The following is a 22,581-nucleotide window of genomic DNA, read 5'->3' on the forward strand; positions in this document are numbered from 1 at the left end:
CCCACACCTGCTCACTTGCTCACCTGCTCGCGCTCCTCCCCAGGAAGCGGTACGATGGGAGCGCCGTCCCTCAGTTTTTGAGTACCGGAGACGATGATTTGAGTTCCTGCTTGCAGTCCAGATACGACTTCGGCTTTGTCGCCTTTGACCAATCCTAATTGAATTGGTTGCCGTTTCGCGATTAAGCTAGGCGCAGGGGACCCGGAATTCTCTCCTGGTGCTTGGTTACTGGCGACATACACAAAGCGCTCTTCTCCTTGGAAAATTATCGCCGTTGTGGGGATGACTACGGCATTCGGTCGGGAATTCCAAATAATTTTGGCTCGCACAAATTGCCCGTCTCTTAGCTGTCTGCTGGTATTATCAAATGTCGCTTTGGCGAGGATGGCTTGGGATTGGGTATTGACTTGGGGTGAGATAAAGCCGATCGGTCCAGTGGCGATCGTTTCCCCTTTTGCTCCTGTTAATTTTACTGACAGACCAGGTCGCAATTGCGACGCTCTTTCTATCGGTATCGACAGGTGCAAATCTAACGCTTGGTTCTGAGTCAGGGTGGTTAAGGTATCGCCTTTTCTGAGATATTCTCCCCGCTTCACGGGGATGTCGCCGATGATACCGGCAAACGGTGCGCGCAGGTTGCTGTCTTCTAGGCGCACTTCCGCTGCGCGGACTTGCGCTGCGGCTTGGGCGACTTGGGCTGAGGCTTGGGCAATTTCTTCCGGACGGCTGCCGTTTTGCAGCTGGCGTAGGGCTTGTCGTTCGCGTTCGACGGCGGCAAGGAGGCGATCGATTTCTTCGGGACGGCTGCCGTTTTGTAACTGTCTTAAGGCTTGCTGTGCTTCGGCGACGGTGGCTGAGGCTTGGGCAATTTCCTCGCGACGAGATCCGGATAGCAACAAGTTTAAAGCTTGCTGGGCTTCTGTGACTGCGGCTTGTCGTTGGGCAATTTCCCCTGGGGAGGTGCCATTTTGGACTTCTGCCAAACGGCGAGAAGCTTCTTGCAGGCTTGCTTGTGTGGTGCGGTATTCTGCGATTACCTCTTGCAGACGCTGTTGGGAAATTGCTCCTTGCTGTGCCAAAGATTGATTTGCCTGCAAGCGCTGGCTTGCCAAATCTAACCTTGCTTGGGCTGCTTGTACTTGTGCTTGTGCTTGGGCGATTTGTTGCGGGTTAGCAGTTTGCGCCGCCGTTAGCTGGGCTTGTGCTTGTGCCAAACGGGCGCGTGCTTGGGCAATTTCTTCTGGACGAGATCCGGCACGGGCCTCTGCTAAACGGGCTTGTGCTTGGGCTAGACGGGCGCGTGCTTGGGCAATTTCTTCTGGACGAGATCCGGCACGGGCTTCCGAGAGACGCGCTTGGGCTTCGGCTATACGGGCTTGGGCTTGGGCGATTTCTTCCGGACGGCTACCGACTTGCAATTGTTTGAGACGAGCTTGGGCGGCGAGTAAATTTGCCCTAGCTTGGACTAATTGGGCGCGCAGTTCCTCACTTTCCATGCGGGCGATGATATTGCCTGGGCGGACAAAGTCTCCCGCTTTGACGAAGAGTTCGCTCAAGCGCCCGTCAATTTCTGCACGTAACGGTAGAGTGCGCTGGGCTTGCAATGTGCCGACAAATTCAGAACTCTCTTCCAAGGTGCTTGTTTGTACGACTGCCAGCTTGACCGGGACGCCTATCGGTCTGGATCGTTGAGCCGATGCGGGGGGGTGGGTGCTTTTTGTCTGCCACCACTGCCAAGCAAAACCGCCACCTGCGACTAAAAGAAGCAATGTCAATGCTAATGATACGCCGCGAGTGCGCCCCGTTTTTGGCGCTGGTGGGCGGGTGGGGTCTGTATTTGGTACGGTGGAATATTGCTCGAGTTCCTGCTGGTCTGTTTCATCGGCGACGGGTGACCATACCCGTTGTGGAGACCGATCTATATCTGCACTAAGCCGATCCTGTTCCAGGAGGGACGGTTTTGCAGATCCATTCACCGAATTGGAGTATTGCTGGCGATCCATCGTTTTTTTTGCTCCAGCCTTGGGGAGTTTTGCTCAACTCAGTACTGAATTCTGAGTAATTAGAAATACTTTATTTAACGATATTGATATAATTTAACATTCTTAGCATGATATTACTTGGTGTTTGCAGCCGTCTATCCGTAGGCAGATTTAATTTTAATGGGGGATATAGGTATAAAAAGCAACCTCCTTGCCCGCTCTTCGGGCAAGGGGGTTAAGGGGTGATTTAATTGAGAGGGATCGCTATTTGAGGGGAACCGCATCCACGTCAACGGTTTCGCCTTCTTTCTTGGCGCTAGATGCTTGATCGGAATTTTGAGTTTGACGCAGTTTGACTTGATCTACCAACAGTTGGGATACTTCAGAAACCAGGAGCGTCATCACGACTGCATCGTCAATCCATCCCAGAACTGGAAAAATGTCGGGGGCAAGATCGATGGGGCTAAATAAGTAAAGGAAGGTTCCCAAAATCAACCACCAGCGGTATTTGGGATTGCGAATCGTGTTGCGATACCAGTTATAAAAAGATTGGACGATATTGTTCATTGTTTAACCCTCGCAGTTACTTTTAATTGTGGCAAATGGCAATTGCTTTCGCGGGTGTGGATCTCCACACGAGGTTTTGATGGCATTACGATAGAGTAGCTTCTGGAATTGGCGGACTTACACTTGGGCGACGTATCACCTTTGAGAGAAACCCGGTTTCTTTGCGTCACTGGAATTGAGTTTGCAGCAAAATTGGTTTTTTGTCGTCAGTCTGAGGGATAGGAAGAGAGACAAGAGGAAGAAGACGTGGGGACATTTTCACTCGACCCTCTCGCTTGTCTCACCCTCACCGGCGTCTTCTTTTCTCTTTGCGTCAGAGCGTCTCACCCTCACCGGCGTCCTGTTGGTCATCTGCCTGACGGTACACTCTTTCTTTACAATTAAGTTGCCCTAAACTGGTAACGGTTCCTGGGGCGATGGGAACGTTGAGCCGGTAATGTACGGAGGAAGCGGAAAACCGTGAACCTGATTAAAGATTTTTTCGAGAAGGGCGGGCCAGCGATGTGGCCTTTGCTGGTACTGTCGATTTTATCCGTCAGCATCATCTTGGAGCGCTTATGGTTTTGGGCAACAACCCTGACCAAGGAACGGGAGATCGTCAACCGGGTTTTAGAGGCGGCGAGTCATGATTGGCAAGCGGCTAGGGATATTGCCAAACGGGCGACGAATAAACCGATCGGAAGATTTCTGTATGCACCGTTGCGGCTAAACCAACCCGATCCGGAAGTGTTTCGCCTCGCCCTGGAGGCGGCGGCGGATGACGAGTTGGGTGCAATGCGGCGGGGGGACAAAATTTTAGAAGCGATCGTGGCTTTATCGCCGCTGTTGGGTTTGTTTGGCACGGTTTGGGGTTTGATTAATTCGCTGCTTTCGATTAGTAAAAGCCAATTAGGTGTAGCGCCTACGGATGCGGATCCGACATCGGGAATTGGTCGAGCTTTAACCGATACTTCCCTGGGAATTGGCGAAGCGCTGATCAGTACGGCTAGCGGTTTAATTGTGGCAATTACGACTCTGGCATTTTATCGCTTGTTTCAAGTCTTCTTGTTCAACCAAATCAAGATTTTTCGCAAGTCTGGGAATGAGTTAGAGTTACTTTACCGCATGGCTTGGTCTGGTAACGAAAATGGTTATGCTGCCAATAAAAACAGCAATTCGGGGATGTCAAAGCCAAGTGTAGATAGTCCTAACAACACTATTGAAAGTGCTGAATAATTTTCACAACTGTAATCTTTCCCTATTTAGACCATGAAAATTAACCTGGATTCCGAATCAGAAGATCTCCGCATAGAAATCGTCCCGCTGATAGATGTTATTTTTTGCGTTTTGACATTCTTTATGCTGGCGACTTTATACTTTGCGCGCTTGCAACTCAACCGTCAGCAAGCGGTTAATGTAGATTTGCCGAAAGCTAGCACCGGCACGACGCCGCAACAGCCAGAGCGGCTAATTGTCCGCATCGATCCGCCTTATGGTCAAGTTTATGTTGATGATATGGTAAATCCGCCGGAGCCAATTATCTCAAAAGACCAACTCCGAGAAAAATTGCAGCAGTTTCGCGCCGCTAAGCCAGAGGGATTGATGGTTCTTTGGGCTGGCAAAGATGTGCGGTACGAGGATGTAGTTCAGGTGTTGGATCAGATGCGGCAAGTGGGAGGCGATCGCGTCGCACTGGCAACCATCCCCGAATCTTTGAACCAATTACCAGGTTCGGGTTCGCTTCCCCCTACTGGTATCCCCGGCTTGCCTGGTGGTGGCGTTAATCCCCCTGTTCCTTATAATCCCTATAACGTGCCAAATCCAGTTACCCCGTTTAACCCGAATCAGCCCCAATTGCCAGCACAACCAGGGGTTACTCCGGTTCCACCAGGCGGGAATTTTCCCACCCCACCAGGTACAGGGGTAACTCCCACACCCACTTTGCCCAGACGCAATTGATTAAAACATTCCGATTAATTGACTGCTTTTGCAGTTTTTTGCTGTAGGGTCGTGTTGGCTTTCAATCGGTTAATTAAGAGGTTTTGAGATGGATCCAGAGCTGCTTAGACTTTTACTCACTTGGCTTGCTACAACTGCCAGTTTGCTGATTGTTTCCAGCTTGCCTTTGGGGGTGGAAATAGACAGCTTTCAAAAAGCGCTGCTTTCGGCTGCGGTTTTCGGCGTTTTGAATGCTTTTTTAACCCCAATTCTACAGCTTCTGGCTTTGCCAATCACCATTCTGACATTGGGTATATTCGCCCTGATCGTCAATGCGATTGTTTTTGGTTTAGCAGCATGGCTGGTAGAAGGGTTTCGCTTGCGTTGGGGTATTTGGAGTGCGCTTTTAGGTTCGATTGCTCTGAGTATCATCAATAGCATCATTTTTAATATTGCCCGCGTCCCTCGCTAAGAAATCTAACTGTTCCCCGGAAGTCCTGCAATTTTGAACCGCCATAGACGCGCAGCGGCTTCCCGTAGGGTAGACGCCAAGGACGCCAAGAAGAGGATAAGAGGAATGGAGGGGGTGTCCAAGTCTGTTTGGTATTCCTGCCAAAAGGTAGAGAGGATTTACCCCATTTTGCAGATGGAACCCTCGCTCTCGATTCGTTACCTTCTGATTGTGGTTGTTTTTACCCCACGCCGATTAGATTTGAGGGGTTTAATATGGATTTCGTCGATATTTTGATTACTTGGTTGGTTACGGCTTCTAGTTTGCTGATTTTGACTAAACTGCCCTTAGGAATTGAAATCGATAACCCTGGCATCGCTTACGTTTCGGCTGCCGTTTTTGGGATTTTAAATACGGTTATCACTTTCTTTACTTTAACCCTGCCGAGTACTCTAACCTTTGGTTTGTACGGATTTTTGATTAAAATTCTCACCCTGGGTTTGTTCTCGTTTTTTATCAACGTTATCGCTTTGACTATTGCCGCTAGATTGGTCACCGGCTTTCGTTTAGAAAAGGGCATTACCAGTGCTGCCTTTGCCGCCATCGCTCTCTCTTTAATTAGCAGCTTAATCTACACTCTCTTTATCAATCCCAGCCCCGCTCTTGCCTAACTCTCTCCTTCTTTTCCTCCAACTGAGATTTCCTCCCTTGGAGGATTTCTCTTTTGAGCTAAAAGCTTAATTTAGGTCATACCATGCCTAAAGATTGTACCCTATTTTTTATATAACAGGAACTAATCGTTTTTGTCAATTTCTGAAACAACGCATTTTGGTGATTTAATTGAGAAGATTTTTTAATCTTTTTTGAATGCAATAATCTAAAACCCGTAAAATGGCGTTTTTTACAATTTGTAATATAAAAATTAGTACGGAGTTGCAACAGTAGAATGGGGGATACAGCGGATAGAGTATACAGTTTTCCTATAAATGGGCGGCACAAGGGGCGGGGCGGGTTTAGTTAAATTGTTTGTTTGCATCAAAGGCGATTGGAAAAACCCGTCCCTACGATCTGTATATGTTGAGGTGTAGCATTATCAAGGGAAAGAGGTATGATTTGTGAAACTGATATATCGGCATTAACGCAAAAAACCGGGTTTGTTTAATTGAAGACCTTGCAAGCGCCTTCTAGGCGCTGCTGTAATAAAGTATTTAAAGCCGCCTGCCGTTGTTTTAAACTAACAATCTGGGGATGTGTGTCGATAAACTTTGTTTTTGCCTCGATTAGTTGAATATCTACTTTTTGGGCTTCATTTGTAATGGTTTGGACGCCAGGAATGACGCCCAAACTGGCAACATCGATGGCTTTTACTTGGCGCTGACGTAACTTGTAACAAGCTGCTTGCTGAGCTTCTTGTTGAGTCCGCGCAACGTACCCGATCGGTCGAGTAGAACCGAAGCACCCAGCTAAGGGAAGTGATAAAGAGAAAGCTGCAATGATGAGCCAACGCGGCTTTTGTGGAAACATACGATCGGTTTTGGTCAAAGAAACCCGGTTTCTTGAATAATATTTTCGCCAATTTTGTCAAACGCCTCCAGGCTCAAGCCTGGGGCTACACAAACGAAGCCCACCGACCTGGACTAAAATTTTTACAGCCCTTGCCTTGCGGGCGAGAGTTTGTATAGCGATACGCTTTAGGGTGTCGGCTTTTTGGTGAAGGTATGGTTGAAGCAACCGGGTTTCTCGATTAAGCGGGAACTTGGATTTTCTGACTACCGGAAAGACCGAAGGCGCTGTGGATGGCTTGCAAGGCGGTGACGCCTTGGTCTTGGTCAACGACGCAGCTAATTTTAATTTCGGAGGTGGCGATCATTTGGATGTTGATTTGGTTTTGGGCGAGGGCTTCAAATAAGCGCGCGGCGACACCGGGTTGTCCTTCCATTCCAGTACCGACGGCGCTGACTTTGGCGATCGCATTATCCACGACAACTTCGCCGCAACCGATTTCTTGAATAACGGTTTCCAGGGTATTCTTAGCTGCTTGGGCATCGCTTTGGGCGACGGTAAAGGCAATATCGCGACGGGGAGTACCATCAACGATGCGACAGCGCTGGGATTGAATAATCATATCGACGCTGATATTTTGCTTTGCCAATGTTTGGAATATCTTTGCCGCCATTCCCGGACGATCGGGGACGTAACGAATGGCAATGCGAGCTTGATTGAGGTCGAGGGCGACACCGCGTATTGGGGAAGAGGACGCGGGGAGGTGGGGAGGCGGGGACGCGGGGACTTCTTTACTGTCCGCGTCTCCCTGTCTCCCCATCTCGGCGTCTTCTTTACTCTGCGCGTCAGAGTGTCTCCCCATCTCGGCGTCTTCTTTACTCTGCGCGTCAGAGTGTCTCCCCATCTCGGCGTCTTCTTTACTCTGCGCTTCAGAGCGTCTCCCCATCTCGGCGTCTTCTTTACTGTCCGCGTCAGAGTGTCTCCCCATCTCCCCATCTCTTCGTTTAACGGGGGAACTATTAACATCGAAGGCGGAACAAAGGGCGGTGATGGCGCGATCGCAATCATCGGCATCGACTACGCAGCTGACTTTGACTTCCGAGGTGGAAATCATTTGGATATTTACGCCTGCATCTGCAAGGGTAGCGAACATTTGGGCGGCGACGCCGGGGCGTCCGATCATTCCGGCACCGGCGATGCTGACTTTGGCGATTTGTGCATCTACGATTACTTCAGCTGCTTCTGGGATATCGCTGTTACCGCGAAGGACGGGTGCGATCGCCGATGCGACTGCTTCGGCTTTTTTCAGTACGTTTTTGCTAACGGTAAAGGCGATATCGTTAGTAATGCTTTCGTGAATTGACTGAATAATTAAATCCACATCCAAATCTTGGGTGGCAATTTCGCCAAATAAACGCGCCGCGACGCCGGGACGATCTGGTACGCGCAACAGCGCTACTTTTGCTTGATCCGTATCGAATTCCACCGCATCGACTGGGTGAACCAATTCTAAACCTTCGATGGCGCGCGGTTGAAGTGCGGGTGCGACGACTAAAGTACCGGGGTCATCGGTCCAACTCGAACGCACAACTAAAGGTACGCCATAATTGCGAGCAATTTCTACGGCGCGGGGATGCAAAACCTTTGCGCCCAAACTTGCTAATTCCAGCATCTCATCGCAAGTAATTCGATCCATTAATTGGGCGTCTGGTACAAGGCGCGGGTCGGCGGTTAAAATACCCGGAACGTCGGTATAGATTTCGCAGCAGTCTGCACCCAATGCTGCTGCCAAAGCTACCGCAGAAGTATCCGAGCCGCCTCTACCCAAGGTGGTAATTTCTAACTCTTCCGTACTGGTAATGCCTTGAAAACCTGCGACTACGACAACTTTACCGGCATTGAGGTGGCGTTGCATCCGTTCGGTTTCAATGCGTAAAATTCGCGCGCGGGTATGTTCCGCTTCGGTGACGATGCCGACTTGCGCGCCAGTGAGAGAGATTGCGGGTTGTCCTAATTCTTGCAGTGCCATGCTGAGGAGGGCGATCGAAACTTGCTCGCCGGTGGAGAGTAGCATATCCATTTCCCGGCGACTGGGATTAGTAGAGATTTCGTTTGCCAGTTTAACCAACCCGTCGGTAGTTTTGCCCATCGCCGAAACCACGACTACCAGCGAGTTACCCGCAGAGACTGCTTTCAACACCCGCTGTGCGACGGATTGAATGCGTTCAACCGAACCAACCGACGTACCACCGTATTTTTGGACTATAAGTGCCATAACCTGTTTTTCCCAAGCGCCTCCGTTTCAAGGATGGGTAGAGGCGACCGACCTAATTAAAGGTATCAGACTATTGGGACTAGAATCCCTATGCATTTACATTTTTTTCTAATTGTACAGATGGCGTGCGTTCGCTGCTTCCGTAGGTTGGGCAAGTGGAACGAAACCCAACAAAGGCTAAAATTGCGTTCGAACCCCAGTTTTTATTAATGCCATGACTGCTGCAATTCCTAAAGTCATTCATCCAGATAGGGTCGAAACTTTACACCATTGGAAACCTGCCACTTGGGAAGATTACATAGCCTATCGCGACGATACAACTAATGAGAGAATGAGGTTGTTTTTTAATGAAAAGTCTCTTTTAGTAATTGATCTGAGTGGAGAAGGCATCGACCACGGAAGTATCTGCAACCTGTTTACCATGTTGTTTTATATCTGGTTTAGTCAAAATCCAGGTCAAATTTTCAGTTCATTAGGGCGTTGTTTGCTCGAAAAACCCCAAATTAAAGCCTGTGCGCCCGATCTAGTGCTTTATTTAGGCGAAGACTATCCCCGGTGGCAAGAAGGAGAACCGCGCCGAATTGATTTAGATCGGTGGCGAGTTCCTAATTTAGTTGGCGAAATAGCCGATACAAGTTTGGCAACGGATTTGGATGAAAAGAAACATCTGTATGCTGAATTGGGAATTCCTGAATATTGGGTAGTTGATGTCCGAGGTCAACGGGTGTTTGCGTTTCAGTTACAGGAAAATGGTGAGTATAAAGAATGCACTATTTCTTTAGCGCTGTCGGGATTACCCATTTCTTTATTAGCCCAAACTTTGTCCCGTTTGAAAGAAGAAACAAATGGCACTGCTGCTTTGTGGTTTGCTCAACAAATTACTAATTTAAAGACAGAGTAGGTAGGGAAAAAAGGTGCGAACGCATATCGTGGCTAAGAAACCCGGTTTTTTAGAAAAACCGGGTTTCTGTAAATGATAGACTCAATACAGATACACTCACGCTTGTAAATATGCCCAAGTACCTGACTATCGAAGAAGCACAACAACAGTTACCCGACTTGCCGAATGAATTGGTAGCTGAACCAGCTATTATTACTCAAGATGGCAAACCCGTGATGGTCGCCATGAGTTTGGAACAATTTGAATCTTTATTAGACCTCTCCAAAAAACAAACTCAAGGACAGGCGAGACGCCTATCCCACAAGAGTTATTGCCGAAGTCTATTGGAAACCATCGATATTATTGCCGAGCGAGAATTTATGGCACAGTTGCGAGAAGGCATTCGACAAGCAGATGCGGGAGAAACGATTAGTTTATAACAATTAAAGGCTAAGTTAGGATTTTAACAGCACCAAGTTATCCCGAATAGAAGTGAGAGAATAGGAGCGGGTTTTGTGCGATCGCAAGTTTTTCCTCATACCTGACTCAACATGTCCAAAAACTCTTGCACAACGAGATCTGGTTGTTCGCGGCAAGAGGTGGAGTCGTAGTGCTGGATGATGGGGATACCGTGGGATTGGAGGATGCGATCGCGTTCCTCATCTACCTCACCATCAACCTCAAGAATACCCCACTTGCCATTGTGGAAGATGAGAAAGTCAGGTTCTTGATTTTCTCTGCCTTCAGTTGTTGTAATCCTTGCCTTGGAATTAGGGAAAAACAGAACACCTGCGCGATCGAGTGCTTCGGCAATTTTTATTTGTGCATCTGAGCGAAAATGGAAACCATTCCAGTGATAGATTTGTTCTTCAGAGTTAGACTTAATTCCTTGATTATGTCCTTCTTCACCATCTATGCTTTCTTCCTCTAGTTCAGCCTTATCATCAAGCATGACTACTTTCTGCTTATCTGCTTGACAAAAGTCTGTTTCAATATTTGCTACGAGTCGAGTCCCACTTAGGTTAGCACCACTAATATTTGCCCCGCTAAGGTTTACTTCAATCGTAATATTTTTCTGGACATTCACTTTATTTCGCCGCAAATAACGCTTCAATACTGATTGCAAATTACCTTTCTTGACCTTTTCGTCAAATGCTATTGATAGCAGCTTCCAGAGTTCAGCACCAGCAACTCTGATAGAATCATATTCATATTCGGAGCTTCTAGCAATTTCCTTATAAGAGCGTCCTTCCCAAGACTGGCGAAACACAAGTTCTTGAACTTTATTGAGGTGTTGATAGTCTAGGACAATTTCTACAAGCTCCAGTGCTTCGTCAACGGTCATGTGTTAAAATTCCTCAGTCGTGGAATGTTGAGCCGCGTCGGTCGTGGCGGAATCCCTTGAACATGGGATCTCTCACCAGACATAGATTTTACCCCAGCAGCCACCAAATATTACTTTTTTATTACTTTTTTATTACCTTTTTACCCTGTCAAAACTTATACATAGTTACTACAATTGCCTCAAAGGCAGAAATATTTGAATGGCAATAAGGCTGAATAAATATGGGTAGACTCAAAGAAGAGCTAGAAAAAGTAATGGAGAATTTAGCTTCTCCTAATATAGCTGTGATTGGTCGAACTGGGGCTGGAAAAAGTACCTTGATTAACGCAGTGTTTGGTGGAGAATTAGCTAAAACTGGAACGGGTTTACCAGTCAGCGATGCTTTTATCCGATATCCCAAAGACGATCGAAAAGTCCCTGTTGTTATTTATGACTCAGCAGGCTATGAGATGACCAAAGAAGAAAAATTCAAAAATGACGTATTTGAATTTTTCGATCAAAAAAAATCTGAACCTATAGACAAGCAAATTCATCTGGTTTGGTATGTGATTCATGCAGGTTTAAAAAGGTTTGAATATTTTGATGCCCAAATAATTCAAGCATTGAAACAGAGAGGTTTACCTTTGATAGTTATCCTCTCTCAAACCGATCTCGCTCGAGCCGTAGAAATTTATGAAATAGAAAAAACAATTAAAAATTATCAATCGGAATACAAGCTCGATAAATTAGCGATTCTTCAAATTTCAGCGAATCCGATTATTGGCGAACCTTTTGGTGTAAAAGAATTAGTCAATAAAACAATTGATTTACTGCCAGAGCTTTATACAGAAGCGTTGATTATTCAGCAAAAAGCTAACCTAAAACTCAAAAGAAAAACAGCCATTAACTATATAAAAGTTGCAGCGAGTTCATGCTTTGCAGCAGGATTTGTTCCCATACCATTAGCAACTCCCGTAGCGGCGATTGGAACGCAAACCGTTCTTTGTACAAAGATTGCTGCTCTCTATGGTTATGCTGAGTGGGTTGAAATTATAGACGAAGTTGGTGGTCTTACAATTTCATCTATATTGACTTATATCGCAACTGGTGTTGCAGACTTAATAGCTGGTATGACTTTTGGTGGTAGTGTAATATTAGGCGGTGTTTCAGGAGGAATAGCTGCCAGCTACATAGTAGCTCTGGGATTAACTTATACATCAGTTTTTGAAAAGTTAACTGAACAAGACCTAAGTGGGTCTGGAATGCAGGAAATTGAGGAATTAATTAAGAAAACTTTTAGGAAAGAGTTTCAAAAATACGCCTCAATTAAGATACTATCTCCTGGGGATTTAGATAATTTACAATAGTTTAAAGGTAGAGGAAAATCACAGAGCCATAAAAGCGATCGCCCAATTCACTTACCAACATTCTCCGCTTGCTTTTGCCAAGGGTTTTGTTGTGCGATCGCCTGACTATAAAATACTAATATAGAATGCGATCGCATACTATATTTCCGATGGGGGATGAAGTCCAGCGATAGCCAATAGACGACGCAAATTAACAACACCCGTTCTGTTCAAACGAAGTGCATTAACTGTAACTCTGCCACAAGGAGTTTTTCCCATAACTTCAGTGAAGTCATCACTCCAGCCAAAATGCTCTGTCCAAACTTGTTGTCGGGGATTAAACAGAGCCACTTTTTCACCTGTTTCAGGATCGACATCATCAGTTTTGGTATGCTTGTGACCGTTACAACCAAAACAAGCCCAAGCTAAATTGTCTAATGTGGTTTCGCCACCTGCTTGACGGGGTTTGATATGGTCAACTGTAAGACCATCGATAGAGTAATCACCTGGACTCCGGCAATACTCGCAATAATTTTTTGCTCTCTTTGAAACAGCTTGTTTAATAGCAGATGTAACTCGATCAGATGTCATTCGATGTTGTTTCCTCTGATCTAAACTCCCCGTTCAAGGTTGCCAAATCAACCTTTCTAATTTTAGCCAGTTCAATTAATGCTCTGACTCGCTCCACATTTAGACTTTCTACCCGTTCTTCATAGGCTAATAATTCATTATATTCTGCTGGATTTAGTTCACCCCATTCATTGCGATCGCGTAAATCATCCAGTCTTTTTTGGTCATCTGCGGGTAGTCGGCGTCCAATGATTTGCAGTAATGCACTTTCTTCAGAGATTGATGGTTTTTCATCTCCTGCTTGATTAGCCTTTAAGCACAAAGATTCAAGTAAGTCAACGGCTTCAAATAACATTTCTTTTGGCAATTGATCGACTAACTCAATTGCTCTTTGGCGAAGTTCTGTTGGTGTTGTCATATTACACCTCGCTAGTTCATCCTCATTCTATTCTAGCGGCGTCAGGGAACAGTAGGACATTCTTTGCGATCGCACAACTCACTTAGCAACATTCTCCGCTTGCTTTGGCAAAGGGTTTTGTTGTGCGATCGCTTCAAAGTCATCAAAAACAAATACCATTTCACTCCTGAGACTCGAACTCAACTTTATCGTAAATATCGCCTAACGCAATTTGAAATGGCAAGGAAGTTAATGCTAGCACTGCATTTTCTCCTTCATACTCCGAGAGTATCCATTTGTTATCATCGGTTTTGGAAAATTGTTCTACTTGCATTTCCGATTGAGCAATCAGAATATATTCCCTCAAGCTAGGAATAGAACGATAAAGTTTGAATTTTTTACCTCGGTCATAGTCTTCGGTGGAGTCTGATAAAACTTCGGCGATCGCTACTGGATTGGTAATCGTATCTCTACGCCCTTCAGCATACTCTAACTCACCCGAAACTATCATCACATCTGGATAAGTGAAAAGTCGCGTCTGGGGTATCCACAAGCGTAAATCGCTCATAAATACCTGTGCTGGTTGTCCTTTGAATGCGAAATTTAGCGCGGCATAAAAATTGCCTGCTATCTTATTGTGATTCGGTGTTCCACCTGGCATAGGAATTATCTGACCCTTGTAATATTCGCTTTTGGATTCTGCTGCTGTTTCTAGTTCCAGATATTCTTTTGGAGAGTAGTAGCGCTGTTCTTTATTTTCTATCGGGTTTGGACGAATTTCTGTTGTTGTCATTATCTTATACCAAATTAGGTTATTTGAGCTTATATTGTAGCAATAAAAGAAGCTTTGAATTAAAATTCAAGCTTAAAGCTTAAACCAGTTAAAACTGGTTTAAATATTAATATGCTCGGTTTTTGAGTCAGTTTAAATTGAGATCTTGCACCATTCTCAATAATCCGGAGGCGGAGCCTCCAAACCCTCGTTCCCAGGTTGAACCTGGGAACGAGAATCTAGAGGCTCTGCCTCCAGTTGCAAATGGTGCAAGATCTGAGTTTAAACAGACTTATAGAGACGTTACATGTAACGTCTCTACTTCTGGCTGTGAATTTTAATTCAATGCTCCAACGCTATGCTTGCGGATGTCTTTGGTTGGAAGATTGTGCCAGTTGGCAGATTGTCCACTCGCGGGGTGTGGGATTGGTGTGCGATCGCACACCCCATAACTCTTGCTGCGAGAGAACTCTAGCACTCGGTGTCACATCGATGGGGACAGCGGACACCTGCTAACAGAGGTCACATTAACCAGTGACACAAACAGCGTCCCCAGGTTGAGCGGGTTTTTTTAATCTAAAAACATAGCAGGAAATTCGCTAACCAAAAGCAGCAAACAAGGAGCATCAATTTTATGACAACCGATACCAACCTATCAACAGTAGCTATTATCAACGATCTGGAAGCTCTAATCTCAGAAATAGATAATAACCCCGAACTGTCTCCTTGGGTGGTGCGCCTAATACTAAAATCGATTAAAGATAAAGCTAAAAAAATGGCAACCGAGTTTCCGCCTAGACTTACTTCCGTCCCCGAAACAGCGAAGTCAGAAGTTTTCTCCGATTCACCCTTTCTTGGTACGACAAAAGTCAAGGTTTTGCAACAGCGGCGGTATGTTTGAACGTGAGTAGAAAGCGAGAAGCGGTGACGCGGAAAGAGTTGTGGAAAAATTAAAAGCGTCCCCGCGTCCCCGCGTCCCTATGTCGCCGTGTCTTCTTCTCCCAAGTGGGGAATGTCGATTTTCTATCCAATTGCGATCGCGGCTACAGATCGATGACTGCGTTCTTGATAATGTGAATCTAGCCAGCAAATTGGTAGGGCTTCACCAGAGGTAAAAATTAACTCTGACTTCAGGAAGGTTTCTGGGTCTTGCAGTTCTTCTCCCGCGTGGTATCGCCCTATAATCTCGTTCGTGCAAGGGTTATAAAGAGCATCCACTGTCAGCACTTCTACCAAGTCGCCACTGCGAAAGTGTTTGAGAAACATACCATCTCTCCTTTATGACTAATAGCTGAGCCTATTAGTCACATAGCACATTTTTAATATCAAAAACATTAATATTTGTCAAGTACATACCTCACCCGTGGGGGGATAGAGTCTGATGTATTGCTTGGGAGCGATCGCGGGCATTATATCCATAGGACAGACCAAGAAACCCGGTTTCTTTGAAACATCGCCGGTTTGGTAACGAGAGATCGACGCAGAAACCGGGTTTCTGTCGCCGCTTGTCTTCTCTGGCAGGCACATTAAGATAGAGTAAATTCTGTAAAGAAGCATTGCCCGCAGGTTGACAAAAATCAGCTTGTAAGCAATCTCAATCGAAGGAAGGAAATCGCTCTTATGGTAAATGGCGCAGAAAATCAGTCTCCACACCACGTAGTGATTATCGGCGGTGGTTTTGGCGGACTTTATGCTGCTAAAGCACTGGGTAACGCACCAGTGCAAGTGACGCTAATCGATAAACGCAACTTTCATTTATTTCAACCGCTGCTGTATCAAGTTGCAACGGGGACATTATCTCCGGCGGATATTTCCTCGCCCCTGCGCTCCGTCCTCAGCGAGAATAAAAATACCAAAGTGCTGCTAGGAGAAGTAACAGACATCGATCCCGATGCTCAAAAAGTCATCTTGCGGGGCGAAGAAGTGAGTTACGATACATTAATTGTAGCGACGGGTGTGAGCCATCACTACTTTGGCAAAGACGAATGGGAAACCGTTGCACCGGGATTAAAAACAGTAGAAAATGCCTTGGAAATGCGGCGGCGAATTTTCTTGGCGTTTGAAGCAGCAGAAAAAGAAACCGATCCGGAAAAACGACGTGCTTGGTTAACATTTGCGATTGTGGGAGGAGGGCCGACGGGTGTAGAATTAGCGGGAGCGATCGCCGAACTCGCCTACAGTACCCTGAAAAAAGATTTCCGCAACATCGACACGGCGGAAGCCAGAATTTTATTGCTAGAAGGCATGGATAGAATTCTGCCACCTTACAAACCAGAATTATCCGCCAAAGCCGCAGCATCGCTCAAAAAATTGGGCGTAACGGTGCTAACAAAGGCGCTAGTTACCAACATTGAAAATCACGTAATTACCGTGAAGCAAGGCGAACAAATCGAACAAATTCCGGCGCGAACGATATTATGGGCAGCAGGGGTCAAAGCATCGCCCATGAGCAAAGTTTTAAACCAACGCACGGGTGTAGAACTCGACCGAGTAGGGCGCGTCATAGTCGAACCAGACTTAAGCATAGCAGGACATTCTAATATTTTTGTAATTGGCGATTTGGCTAATCTTTCTCAAGACGGGAAACCCTTACCAGGCGTTGCACCTGTAGCAATGCAAGAAGGGGAATATGTCGCTAAATTGATCGAACAAAGATTGGCAGGTAAACCAGCACCGCCCTTCCGCTATCTTGACTTTGGTAGCTTAGCAGTCATCGGGCGCAATGCGGCGGTAGTAGATTTGGGTTACGTGCGATTTACAGGTTTATTAGCTTGGTTGTTTTGGGTATTTATCCATATTTACTACCTGATTGAATTTGACAACAAATTGGTAGTAATGATTCAGTGGGGTTGGAACTATTTCACCCGCAAACGCGGCGCGCGTTTGATTACTGGTAACGAGTCGATGGGAATTGTTGCAGTTGATGTTAACGGCGATTATTACGTGCCAGATAAAAGTAAGTCAACGGTTGAAGTGTAGCATCCCAATCCGCCAGGAAATCAATTTCCGGATTATTGTAGAGACGTTACATGTAACGTCTCTACAATTCGGTTAAAACCGACTGAAATGCATCAATTGAGAAACCCGGTTTCTGCGAGAAACCGGGTTTCTGTCATCAAGCACGTGGCGCGATCGATCGCGTTAATATAATCAATGCACGATCTACGATTAATCGTTCCAGACTATTACCGTATTGTAGAGTGCCGCGAAGGTCGCTGGTTCTTCAAAAAAACGACTCTGTTCTACAACTTGCTGCCGATAGCGGTTGATTTTCAAGATTTAGAGTTGTTGTATGGCATTTCAAAGCAGCAGATTGTGAATGATATGATGTCCGTTGAATTGCCCATAATAAAAAAACCTCACCTCGTCGTTGCGTAGGGACTAAGGCTAAAGAGATATTTCGGACAAACAGATATCTTTAATAATGCCGTGTCCCGGCGTCTGATTATGGGTAATCGACCGGACATGATATGAGATGTTTCGTATGAAAGGGGGTCAGACTGGCTTTTATCTCGCAAATTTAAGGCACAAGCGATACTACTATTGCGGTATAGATGTTGTCGATATTAAAGCAATGTTGCGTTCTCTTGGCATCGGTCGGGACGATTTGATTGATAATTAATATCATGTCCGCTGGCATCGTCATCGCGCCCTTGCGGGTTTATCAATACAATTCGCTATTGATCAAATATGTCTGGTAAAACCCGCCCCTACAACACCATTAACCATAGGAGTAGAGACGTTACATGTAACGTCTCTACTACCGGACTGGATATAATCCATCTTAGCAGGGGGCGGGTTTATCAATACAATTCGCAAGGCATCAAAAGTAACTGGTAAAACCCGCCCCTACTTGAAACCAAGATGAATTTTGTTGTAAACCAACTCACGCAGTAAATTCGCTTGCTGATTCGCAATCGATGCGTGCAAACTCTGCAAAGTCATCCGCACTAGCAAATTCTTTTGATTTGGTTGAATCCCCAAACGTTGAATCGCTGGTTGCGGGAGTTGATTGTAGTGAGTTTCGCTCAATATCTCGACAGATTCTAACAGTTCGGCATCTTCTCCCAACGCCTCGACAATTTTTTCGCAAATATCTTCCAACTCGGTATCGAGTCGAGTCACAATCGACATATCTCGACTAATTTTGGGCTGATTTGATACGGGATAATAAGGTTCTAAATTAGTCATCTGGATGGCAATTTTAGGATGGGTGCTTCGCAGCAGGCGAATATCATCCATTCCTTTAACTAACATCGCCAAACGATCTAATCCCCAACCCGTCGCCAATCCCGTATATCCTGGTTGTAATAAACCGGGATGCGCTTCGCCACCTTCTCCCACTTCGATCCAATTTCCATTTACTAACACCTCAATTTCTACACCGTTGCGGGTATAAGGGTGCGATGTTTCGTTGAGGCGGTAGGATACGCCTGGAAGAATTGCATCGAGAATAGTTTGGATGAGTTTGATTAAATCTTCCCTCGCCAGGTGCTGGGTATCGCTTATCCACCATACATCCATTTGATGAGGTTCCCCTACGTGGCGAAAATCCACTACATCCCGCCGATAGCAGATACCGGGATGCACAATTATTTGTTCCCCTTTGATGATGTGGGTGAGTAAGTCTGGAATAATCGCGGTAGTGTGGGTTCTGAGTAACCTACCGTCGTCGAGGTAGCGGGTGTATTTGTGACTTCGCGACAAACTCTCTGGGGGGAAATAAAGCTTGTCGAAGTTATTGGCGACGGTGGTAACGGGATGCGATCGCCATATAGTTACTTCTGGATAACCGGATGCTTGAAGAGACTCGGCTATTTTATAGACGATGAGATTTATAGCATGAATGCCATTTACCGGGTTCGTCAAGTCCGGTTTTAAAAGTCCAGGTGGTTCATTTTTCGCCTCTGGTTATGAGTGTTTTACTTATTATACTACACTATGTATTTTTTGTCAATTACACCTAGGGTCAGAAACCGGGTTTTTTAGAAAAACCCGGTTTCTCAATTGGTCAATTTCAGGTTATGATATCATGTTCGGTCGATTACCCATAATCGGAAGCCGGGACACGGCATTATTAACCTGATCTGTTTGTCCGATAAATCTCTTTAGCCTTAGTCCCTACGCAACGACGAGGTGAGGTTTTTTTATTATGGGCAATTCAACGGACATCATATGACTCGTTCAAAGCACTGATACCTTTGCGAAATTCTTTAACTGCTTCCAATGGAGAGGCAAACATAGTGCAGCGAGTCAGTAGATCTAAATCTAGATCGGGTAGTACCTCACTGCTAGAAATTCGCTCATAGTCTTGTTCTCGTAAATGATAAACTTCAAGCGTGCCATCTTGCCAAAACCATAGTTCAGGCACTTTCATTAATTGATATTTTCTCAGCTTAATCGGACTGCCGCTGGTAATGACAATTTCCACGCATAAATCTGGCACAGGTTTATCGGTGTCGAAGCAGTAAGATAAGTCTGACTGGTACTCAACAGAACCCTCAACTATTTGGCTATAACTACCGCTGGGAAAAAATTCAATTTCCTTGACCTCGAAATAAGTTATTAGTAATGCAGCAATCAGACACTTAGTTGCTTCATGAGGTTTGCTAATTCCCACTATTTCTAAAACTCCTTCACAATAAAATAAACGCACCCCCGGTACGCCTTCAAAGGCAGCTTGAATTGCTTTAAATTGATGCCATTGCAAACCGCGCCAAGTAAAACGTTGTTCTGGGATGGGATTGCTTGGATTGTTTAGGGTTTGAATCATAATGCTTTTTGGAATCAATTACGATTTAAAATCTTGCAACACGGGTATTAAATATTGCGTCAAGGTAAAGGCATCAACGCCTAATTCAGTGCGTTCTTTTGCTGCTAAAATTCCGGCTTGAGCGTGCCACCATGCGCCTGTTGCGACTATTTCTGCTATTGACATTTGTGGGGAGGATGCTTGCGCTAGCAGTCCACCGAGTATTCCAGTTAACACATCGCCGCTACCGCCACGGGCAAGGGCGGGAGTGCTTTCGGGGATAATATATATAGAACCGGAAGGATTGGCGATTGCAGTCCTAGCTCCCTTCAACAATACCACTGCATTGCTTTGTTGGGAGGCCAGGGAAACTGCTTCTATTCTATCTTTGGTCGGAGCGGCAATATCGGGAAATAAACGTTTGAATTCGCCAGCATGAGGTGTGAGAATTGTAGGTGCTTCTCGCGGGGATAGTTCTAATTGGGCGAGGATATTTAAACCATCGGCGTCTAATACTAAAGTGCGATCGCTTTCCAAAACACTTTGCACAACTGGAGTAGCATCAGTAGTTAAACCTGGACCACAGGCGATGGCGCTATAAGAGTCCAAGTTTATCCCATCTGGAAGCGAAGCGATCGCGCCCGTTTCTGTTTCGGGACAATCTATTATCAAAGCTTCGGGTAAATGGGATACCAACAGCGGTTTTAACGATGCTGGTACGGCAATTGAAAGCATTCCGACACCGCTTCCCCTTGCACCCAATCCGGTTAAAATTGCTCCCCCAGCATAGCGACGAGAACCGCAAATTAAGAGTAAATGTCCTTGTTTATATTTATGCGTCACTGGCGGACGAACTAAGGGCAAATTAGCGTAAGCATTTGCTTTCGTCACGCGCTGAATTTTGGGCGTTGCGCCCAATACTGCCGCAATATCTGCTAAAGGTATATCAAAACCAATTAATTCTGCTTTGCCGATATATTCCAAAGCTTGGTCTTGCAGAAATGCCGGTTTCCACAACCCCAAACACAAAGTCCGAGTTGCGCGAACTGCGGTTCCCAATACTTCTCCTGTATCAGTATGCAAACCGGAAGGAATATCGATGCTGATGATTGGTTTAGACCATGAATTTAACTTGTTTATGGCATCTGCAACCGAGTCGGAAAGCGGTTTTTCTAACCCAAATCCAAATAACCCATCAATAATGATATCGCAATCTTGCAGCGGTTCAATTTGGTCAAAAAATGGAATGGTGAGACTGCGTGCATATCTTGCGTGCTGGGATGTTAATTCTTTGAGTTTGGGAAAAGCAAGATAAATCGCAACTTTATAGCCTTGACAATGCAATTCACGTGCCACAACTAAAGCATCGCCACCATTATGACCGGGACCTACTAAAATGCCAATATTTAAAGATTGGTAATTGCTGATTGGTAATTGGTTATCGCTGCCCTTTAATGGATAGATTTCCTGAATTCTGCGAGCAATTAATCCTGCTACTTTTTCCATTAAAGCTGCAACGGGCATTCCCGCAACAAATACCCGCTCTTCAATTTGGTGCATTTGTTCAGCGGTGACTACAAATTGAGCGATTTTGGATTGGTAATTGTTATTTGAATTATGCACCCCTTTCATTTTTCCCCCTTTCTCCCCATTACCCATTACCCTCGTGACCAGGGCTCTGCCTAGTAACGCCATTACCTACTATAATAAATTTGTGCATTTTCCATGCCAAAGTCCTGTAAATAGCGATGCCAGTTTTCGGCGGTTTCGCGGTTACGGAATGGCCCTACCATGACATACGATCCATCCGCTTCGTTGCGTCTGGAAATACCTTCTTGACTGCCAAAATCGGGTGCCATTTGCCTTACTTGTGCTTCAACTGCGGGTAGTTCTTCTTCGCTGCATGGAATGACTACTGCATAGTAATCATCGTTAACTGAAGCAAGGGGCGGTTGAAGAGGACGCGGTGACGCGGGGATAGGGTGACGCGGGGACACCCCATGGTAGGCGCCAGGGGATTCTCCACGAATAAATGAGGGGGATTGTGACCAAGTGCTTCGCTCTTGAGAAGGGTGCAAGAGAGCGTCTCCCCTTCGACGCGAAAGGGCGTCGTCTTGGTCATCGCCTACAGCTTCAAACCTAGCCCAACTTTCTTCAAATTCAATGATATCGACACGAGGGATAAGGCGGCGATCGCGCAGTCTCCTTGCTAATCTCAGCGCCCTATCTTCGCTGTCAAATATTCCGGCGCGAATCACAGTTCTTCCCCGGTACCTTACATAAAAAGCATTGGAATCAACTTCCCGCACTTCTCTTAAAACGCGCGGATCGCTGCTAATGACGTAGACAAAAAACTGACGCGCATAACGCCTCGTATCAACCGTAGCAATGTCAGCAATAATGCCTCGACGTTCTAGATCTCGAATTCTATTTTCTGCGGTTGAACGGCTTCTGTATATGGCTAATTGAATAACATCTCTTCCTTTAAAGCGTACCCGCGTTGCCGATCTTTCTATTCGTTGAACCGCTTCTAATAAGTTGCGACTATAACGATCCACATAAACTAGATAGCCGTCAATATCGCCTCGCCTTCGCGCCGCTTCTGGGTAGTCGCGTTTGACCGCCGTTGGCGGGACTGACTTGGCGAGGGTGGTGGGGGAAGCGATCGCTATAGTACCCCCTAACAGTAAACCTCCCCAGAAACCCGGTTTCTTCAAGAAACCGGGTTTCTTCACATACGTCGAATGTCTTCTCATGTCCATTCCTTCCTCATCCTCAAATTTTACCCAGTTTGACGCAAATTTTACAGTCAGTGTACTATAAGACATCTCTCAAGAGTTTGCAC

The 22,581-nt window shown here is 45.8% G+C and carries 25 protein-coding genes; 11 read left to right on the plus strand and 14 right to left on the minus strand.

The genetic code is table 11. The features are described 5' to 3' along the window. Nucleotides 1–11: 11 nt before the first annotated feature. The gene (locus ACE1CM_RS23545; RefSeq protein WP_374880907.1) at nucleotides 12–2,003 is read right to left on the minus strand and encodes an efflux RND transporter periplasmic adaptor subunit; all 1,992 of its coding nucleotides are present in this window, start codon (nucleotides 2,001–2,003) and stop codon (nucleotides 12–14) included. A gap of 243 nt (nucleotides 2,004–2,246) precedes the next feature. After that, entirely contained in the window at nucleotides 2,247–2,549 is a 303-nt protein-coding gene (locus ACE1CM_RS23550; protein ID WP_374880908.1) for a YkvA family protein, read from the minus strand. Nucleotides 2,550–3,050: 501 nt separating this feature from the next. Between ACE1CM_RS23550 and ACE1CM_RS23555 the strand changes: the two genes are divergently transcribed. The 4 genes from ACE1CM_RS23555 (at nucleotide 3,051) to ACE1CM_RS23570 (ending at nucleotide 5,588) form a co-directional block, all read left to right on the plus strand. Next, nucleotides 3,051–3,764, plus strand: coding sequence for a MotA/TolQ/ExbB proton channel family protein (locus ACE1CM_RS23555; RefSeq protein WP_374880979.1), 714 nt, complete (start codon nucleotides 3,051–3,053; stop codon nucleotides 3,762–3,764). A gap of 33 nt (nucleotides 3,765–3,797) precedes the next feature. Continuing rightward, nucleotides 3,798–4,487, plus strand: a complete 690-nt coding sequence (locus ACE1CM_RS23560) for a biopolymer transporter ExbD (protein WP_374880910.1) — start codon at nucleotides 3,798–3,800, stop codon at nucleotides 4,485–4,487. Between the two features lie 88 nt (nucleotides 4,488–4,575). Next, complete coding sequence (locus ACE1CM_RS23565; protein WP_374880912.1) at nucleotides 4,576–4,938, plus strand: phage holin family protein; 363 nt, start codon at nucleotides 4,576–4,578, stop codon at nucleotides 4,936–4,938. A 254-nt stretch (nucleotides 4,939–5,192) separates the two neighbouring features. Then, nucleotides 5,193–5,588 (plus strand): phage holin family protein, encoded by a 396-nt coding sequence (locus ACE1CM_RS23570; RefSeq protein ID WP_374880914.1) that lies wholly within the window; start codon nucleotides 5,193–5,195, stop codon nucleotides 5,586–5,588. A 487-nt stretch (nucleotides 5,589–6,075) separates the two neighbouring features. Here ACE1CM_RS23570 and ACE1CM_RS23575 read toward each other — a convergent pair whose 3' ends face one another. Both ACE1CM_RS23575 and ACE1CM_RS23580 read right to left on the minus strand, forming a co-directional pair. Continuing rightward, complete coding sequence (locus ACE1CM_RS23575) at nucleotides 6,076–6,441, minus strand: hypothetical protein (RefSeq protein ID WP_374880915.1); 366 nt, start codon at nucleotides 6,439–6,441, stop codon at nucleotides 6,076–6,078. Nucleotides 6,442–6,661: 220 nt separating this feature from the next. Next, a complete protein-coding gene (locus tag ACE1CM_RS23580; protein WP_374880917.1) occupies nucleotides 6,662–8,695 on the minus strand; it encodes an aspartate kinase in 2,034 nt (677 codons plus the stop codon). A 214-nt stretch (nucleotides 8,696–8,909) separates the two neighbouring features. Here ACE1CM_RS23580 and ACE1CM_RS23585 point away from each other — a divergent pair, with 214 nt between their 5' ends. Together ACE1CM_RS23585 and ACE1CM_RS23590 are read left to right on the plus strand one after the other, a co-directional pair. Continuing rightward, entirely contained in the window at nucleotides 8,910–9,596 is a 687-nt protein-coding gene (locus tag ACE1CM_RS23585) for a Uma2 family endonuclease (RefSeq protein ID WP_374880919.1), read from the plus strand. 110 nt (nucleotides 9,597–9,706) lie between these two features. Next, on the plus strand, nucleotides 9,707–10,015 hold the full coding sequence (locus tag ACE1CM_RS23590) for a type II toxin-antitoxin system Phd/YefM family antitoxin (RefSeq protein ID WP_374880921.1): 309 nt from the start codon (nucleotides 9,707–9,709) through the stop codon (nucleotides 10,013–10,015). A gap of 95 nt (nucleotides 10,016–10,110) precedes the next feature. Here ACE1CM_RS23590 and ACE1CM_RS23595 read toward each other — a convergent pair whose 3' ends face one another. After that, complete coding sequence (locus tag ACE1CM_RS23595; RefSeq protein WP_374880923.1) at nucleotides 10,111–10,920, minus strand: pentapeptide repeat-containing protein; 810 nt, start codon at nucleotides 10,918–10,920, stop codon at nucleotides 10,111–10,113. A gap of 221 nt (nucleotides 10,921–11,141) precedes the next feature. Here ACE1CM_RS23595 and ACE1CM_RS23600 point away from each other — a divergent pair, with 221 nt between their 5' ends. Next, a complete protein-coding gene (locus tag ACE1CM_RS23600; protein WP_374880925.1) occupies nucleotides 11,142–12,266 on the plus strand; it encodes a GTPase family protein in 1,125 nt (374 codons plus the stop codon). A 138-nt stretch (nucleotides 12,267–12,404) separates the two neighbouring features. Here the strand turns inward: ACE1CM_RS23600 and ACE1CM_RS23605 are convergent, their stop codons facing one another. The 4 genes from ACE1CM_RS23605 to ACE1CM_RS23620 form a co-directional block, all read right to left on the minus strand. Further along, nucleotides 12,405–12,836 (minus strand): HNH endonuclease, encoded by a 432-nt coding sequence (locus ACE1CM_RS23605; protein WP_374880927.1) that lies wholly within the window; start codon nucleotides 12,834–12,836, stop codon nucleotides 12,405–12,407. After that, complete coding sequence (locus ACE1CM_RS23610; protein ID WP_374880929.1) at nucleotides 12,826–13,233, minus strand: hypothetical protein; 408 nt, start codon at nucleotides 13,231–13,233, stop codon at nucleotides 12,826–12,828. The genes ACE1CM_RS23605 and ACE1CM_RS23610 overlap by 11 nt, the downstream gene beginning before the upstream one ends. Before the next feature lie 160 nt (nucleotides 13,234–13,393). Continuing rightward, nucleotides 13,394–14,008: a Uma2 family endonuclease gene (locus tag ACE1CM_RS23615; RefSeq protein ID WP_374880981.1), complete on the minus strand. Its 615-nt coding sequence runs from the start codon at nucleotides 14,006–14,008 to the stop codon at nucleotides 13,394–13,396. Nucleotides 14,009–14,340: 332 nt separating this feature from the next. Then, a complete protein-coding gene (locus ACE1CM_RS23620) occupies nucleotides 14,341–14,493 on the minus strand; it encodes a hypothetical protein (RefSeq protein ID WP_374880931.1) in 153 nt (50 codons plus the stop codon). 125 nt (nucleotides 14,494–14,618) lie between these two features. On the opposite strand from ACE1CM_RS23620, the gene ACE1CM_RS23625 reads away from it, so the two are divergent. Then, nucleotides 14,619–14,885 (plus strand): hypothetical protein, encoded by a 267-nt coding sequence (locus ACE1CM_RS23625; protein ID WP_374880933.1) that lies wholly within the window; start codon nucleotides 14,619–14,621, stop codon nucleotides 14,883–14,885. Between the two features lie 122 nt (nucleotides 14,886–15,007). Here the strand turns inward: ACE1CM_RS23625 and ACE1CM_RS23630 are convergent, their stop codons facing one another. Then, complete coding sequence (locus tag ACE1CM_RS23630; RefSeq protein WP_374880934.1) at nucleotides 15,008–15,250, minus strand: acetyltransferase; 243 nt, start codon at nucleotides 15,248–15,250, stop codon at nucleotides 15,008–15,010. 354 nt (nucleotides 15,251–15,604) lie between these two features. On the opposite strand from ACE1CM_RS23630, the gene ACE1CM_RS23635 reads away from it, so the two are divergent. The 3 genes from ACE1CM_RS23635 to ACE1CM_RS23645 all read left to right on the plus strand — a co-directional run bounded on the left by ACE1CM_RS23635 (nucleotide 15,605) and on the right by ACE1CM_RS23645 (nucleotide 17,606). Further along, nucleotides 15,605–16,963 (plus strand): NAD(P)/FAD-dependent oxidoreductase, encoded by a 1,359-nt coding sequence (locus tag ACE1CM_RS23635; RefSeq protein ID WP_374880936.1) that lies wholly within the window; start codon nucleotides 15,605–15,607, stop codon nucleotides 16,961–16,963. A 174-nt stretch (nucleotides 16,964–17,137) separates the two neighbouring features. Continuing rightward, a complete protein-coding gene (locus tag ACE1CM_RS23640; protein ID WP_374880938.1) occupies nucleotides 17,138–17,362 on the plus strand; it encodes a hypothetical protein in 225 nt (74 codons plus the stop codon). Nucleotides 17,363–17,468: 106 nt separating this feature from the next. Further along, nucleotides 17,469–17,606: a hypothetical protein gene (locus ACE1CM_RS23645; protein ID WP_374880939.1), complete on the plus strand. Its 138-nt coding sequence runs from the start codon at nucleotides 17,469–17,471 to the stop codon at nucleotides 17,604–17,606. A gap of 227 nt (nucleotides 17,607–17,833) precedes the next feature. On the opposite strand, the gene ACE1CM_RS23650 is transcribed toward ACE1CM_RS23645, so the two are convergent. The 4 genes from ACE1CM_RS23650 to ACE1CM_RS23665 form a co-directional block, all read right to left on the minus strand. Continuing rightward, complete coding sequence (locus ACE1CM_RS23650; RefSeq protein ID WP_374880941.1) at nucleotides 17,834–18,853, minus strand: hypothetical protein; 1,020 nt, start codon at nucleotides 18,851–18,853, stop codon at nucleotides 17,834–17,836. 292 nt (nucleotides 18,854–19,145) lie between these two features. Further along, on the minus strand, nucleotides 19,146–19,757 hold the full coding sequence (locus tag ACE1CM_RS23655) for a Uma2 family endonuclease (protein WP_374880943.1): 612 nt from the start codon (nucleotides 19,755–19,757) through the stop codon (nucleotides 19,146–19,148). Between the two features lie 18 nt (nucleotides 19,758–19,775). Further along, a complete protein-coding gene (locus ACE1CM_RS23660; protein ID WP_374880945.1) occupies nucleotides 19,776–21,368 on the minus strand; it encodes an NAD(P)H-hydrate dehydratase in 1,593 nt (530 codons plus the stop codon). Nucleotides 21,369–21,430: 62 nt separating this feature from the next. After that, a complete protein-coding gene (locus tag ACE1CM_RS23665; RefSeq protein ID WP_374880947.1) occupies nucleotides 21,431–22,564 on the minus strand; it encodes a hypothetical protein in 1,134 nt (377 codons plus the stop codon). Between the last annotated feature and the right edge of the window lie 17 nt (nucleotides 22,565–22,581).

The sequence above is a fragment of the Microseira sp. BLCC-F43 genome, assembly GCF_041929235.1.
In the GTDB taxonomy this organism is placed as follows: domain Bacteria; phylum Cyanobacteriota; class Cyanobacteriia; order Cyanobacteriales; family Aerosakkonemataceae; genus Microseira.

Bases quoted from the DNA above. Each gene is read 5' to 3' on its own strand.
- ACE1CM_RS23545 (WP_374880907.1), bottom strand. From the start codon at position 2,003: ATGGATCGCCAGCAATACTCCAATTCGGTGAATGGATCTGCAAAACCG.
- ACE1CM_RS23550 (WP_374880908.1), bottom strand. From the start codon at position 2,549: ATGAACAATATCGTCCAATCTTTTTATAACTGGTATCGCAACACGATT.
- ACE1CM_RS23555 (WP_374880979.1), top strand. From the start codon at position 3,051: ATGTGGCCTTTGCTGGTACTGTCGATTTTATCCGTCAGCATCATCTTG.
- ACE1CM_RS23560 (WP_374880910.1), top strand. From the start codon at position 3,798: ATGAAAATTAACCTGGATTCCGAATCAGAAGATCTCCGCATAGAAATC.
- ACE1CM_RS23565 (WP_374880912.1), top strand. From the start codon at position 4,576: ATGGATCCAGAGCTGCTTAGACTTTTACTCACTTGGCTTGCTACAACT.
- ACE1CM_RS23570 (WP_374880914.1), top strand. From the start codon at position 5,193: ATGGATTTCGTCGATATTTTGATTACTTGGTTGGTTACGGCTTCTAGT.
- ACE1CM_RS23575 (WP_374880915.1), bottom strand. From the start codon at position 6,441: ATGTTTCCACAAAAGCCGCGTTGGCTCATCATTGCAGCTTTCTCTTTA.
- ACE1CM_RS23580 (WP_374880917.1), bottom strand. From the start codon at position 8,695: ATGGCACTTATAGTCCAAAAATACGGTGGTACGTCGGTTGGTTCGGTT.
- ACE1CM_RS23585 (WP_374880919.1), top strand. From the start codon at position 8,910: ATGACTGCTGCAATTCCTAAAGTCATTCATCCAGATAGGGTCGAAACT.
- ACE1CM_RS23590 (WP_374880921.1), top strand. From the start codon at position 9,707: ATGCCCAAGTACCTGACTATCGAAGAAGCACAACAACAGTTACCCGAC.
- ACE1CM_RS23595 (WP_374880923.1), bottom strand. From the start codon at position 10,920: ATGACCGTTGACGAAGCACTGGAGCTTGTAGAAATTGTCCTAGACTAT.
- ACE1CM_RS23600 (WP_374880925.1), top strand. From the start codon at position 11,142: ATGGGTAGACTCAAAGAAGAGCTAGAAAAAGTAATGGAGAATTTAGCT.
- ACE1CM_RS23605 (WP_374880927.1), bottom strand. From the start codon at position 12,836: ATGACATCTGATCGAGTTACATCTGCTATTAAACAAGCTGTTTCAAAG.
- ACE1CM_RS23610 (WP_374880929.1), bottom strand. From the start codon at position 13,233: ATGACAACACCAACAGAACTTCGCCAAAGAGCAATTGAGTTAGTCGAT.
- ACE1CM_RS23625 (WP_374880933.1), top strand. From the start codon at position 14,619: ATGACAACCGATACCAACCTATCAACAGTAGCTATTATCAACGATCTG.
- ACE1CM_RS23630 (WP_374880934.1), bottom strand. From the start codon at position 15,250: ATGTTTCTCAAACACTTTCGCAGTGGCGACTTGGTAGAAGTGCTGACA.
- ACE1CM_RS23635 (WP_374880936.1), top strand. From the start codon at position 15,605: ATGGTAAATGGCGCAGAAAATCAGTCTCCACACCACGTAGTGATTATC.
- ACE1CM_RS23640 (WP_374880938.1), top strand. From the start codon at position 17,138: ATGCACGATCTACGATTAATCGTTCCAGACTATTACCGTATTGTAGAG.
- ACE1CM_RS23645 (WP_374880939.1), top strand. From the start codon at position 17,469: ATGAAAGGGGGTCAGACTGGCTTTTATCTCGCAAATTTAAGGCACAAG.
- ACE1CM_RS23655 (WP_374880943.1), bottom strand. From the start codon at position 19,757: ATGATTCAAACCCTAAACAATCCAAGCAATCCCATCCCAGAACAACGT.
- ACE1CM_RS23660 (WP_374880945.1), bottom strand. From the start codon at position 21,368: ATGAAAGGGGTGCATAATTCAAATAACAATTACCAATCCAAAATCGCT.
- ACE1CM_RS23665 (WP_374880947.1), bottom strand. From the start codon at position 22,564: ATGTCTTATAGTACACTGACTGTAAAATTTGCGTCAAACTGGGTAAAA.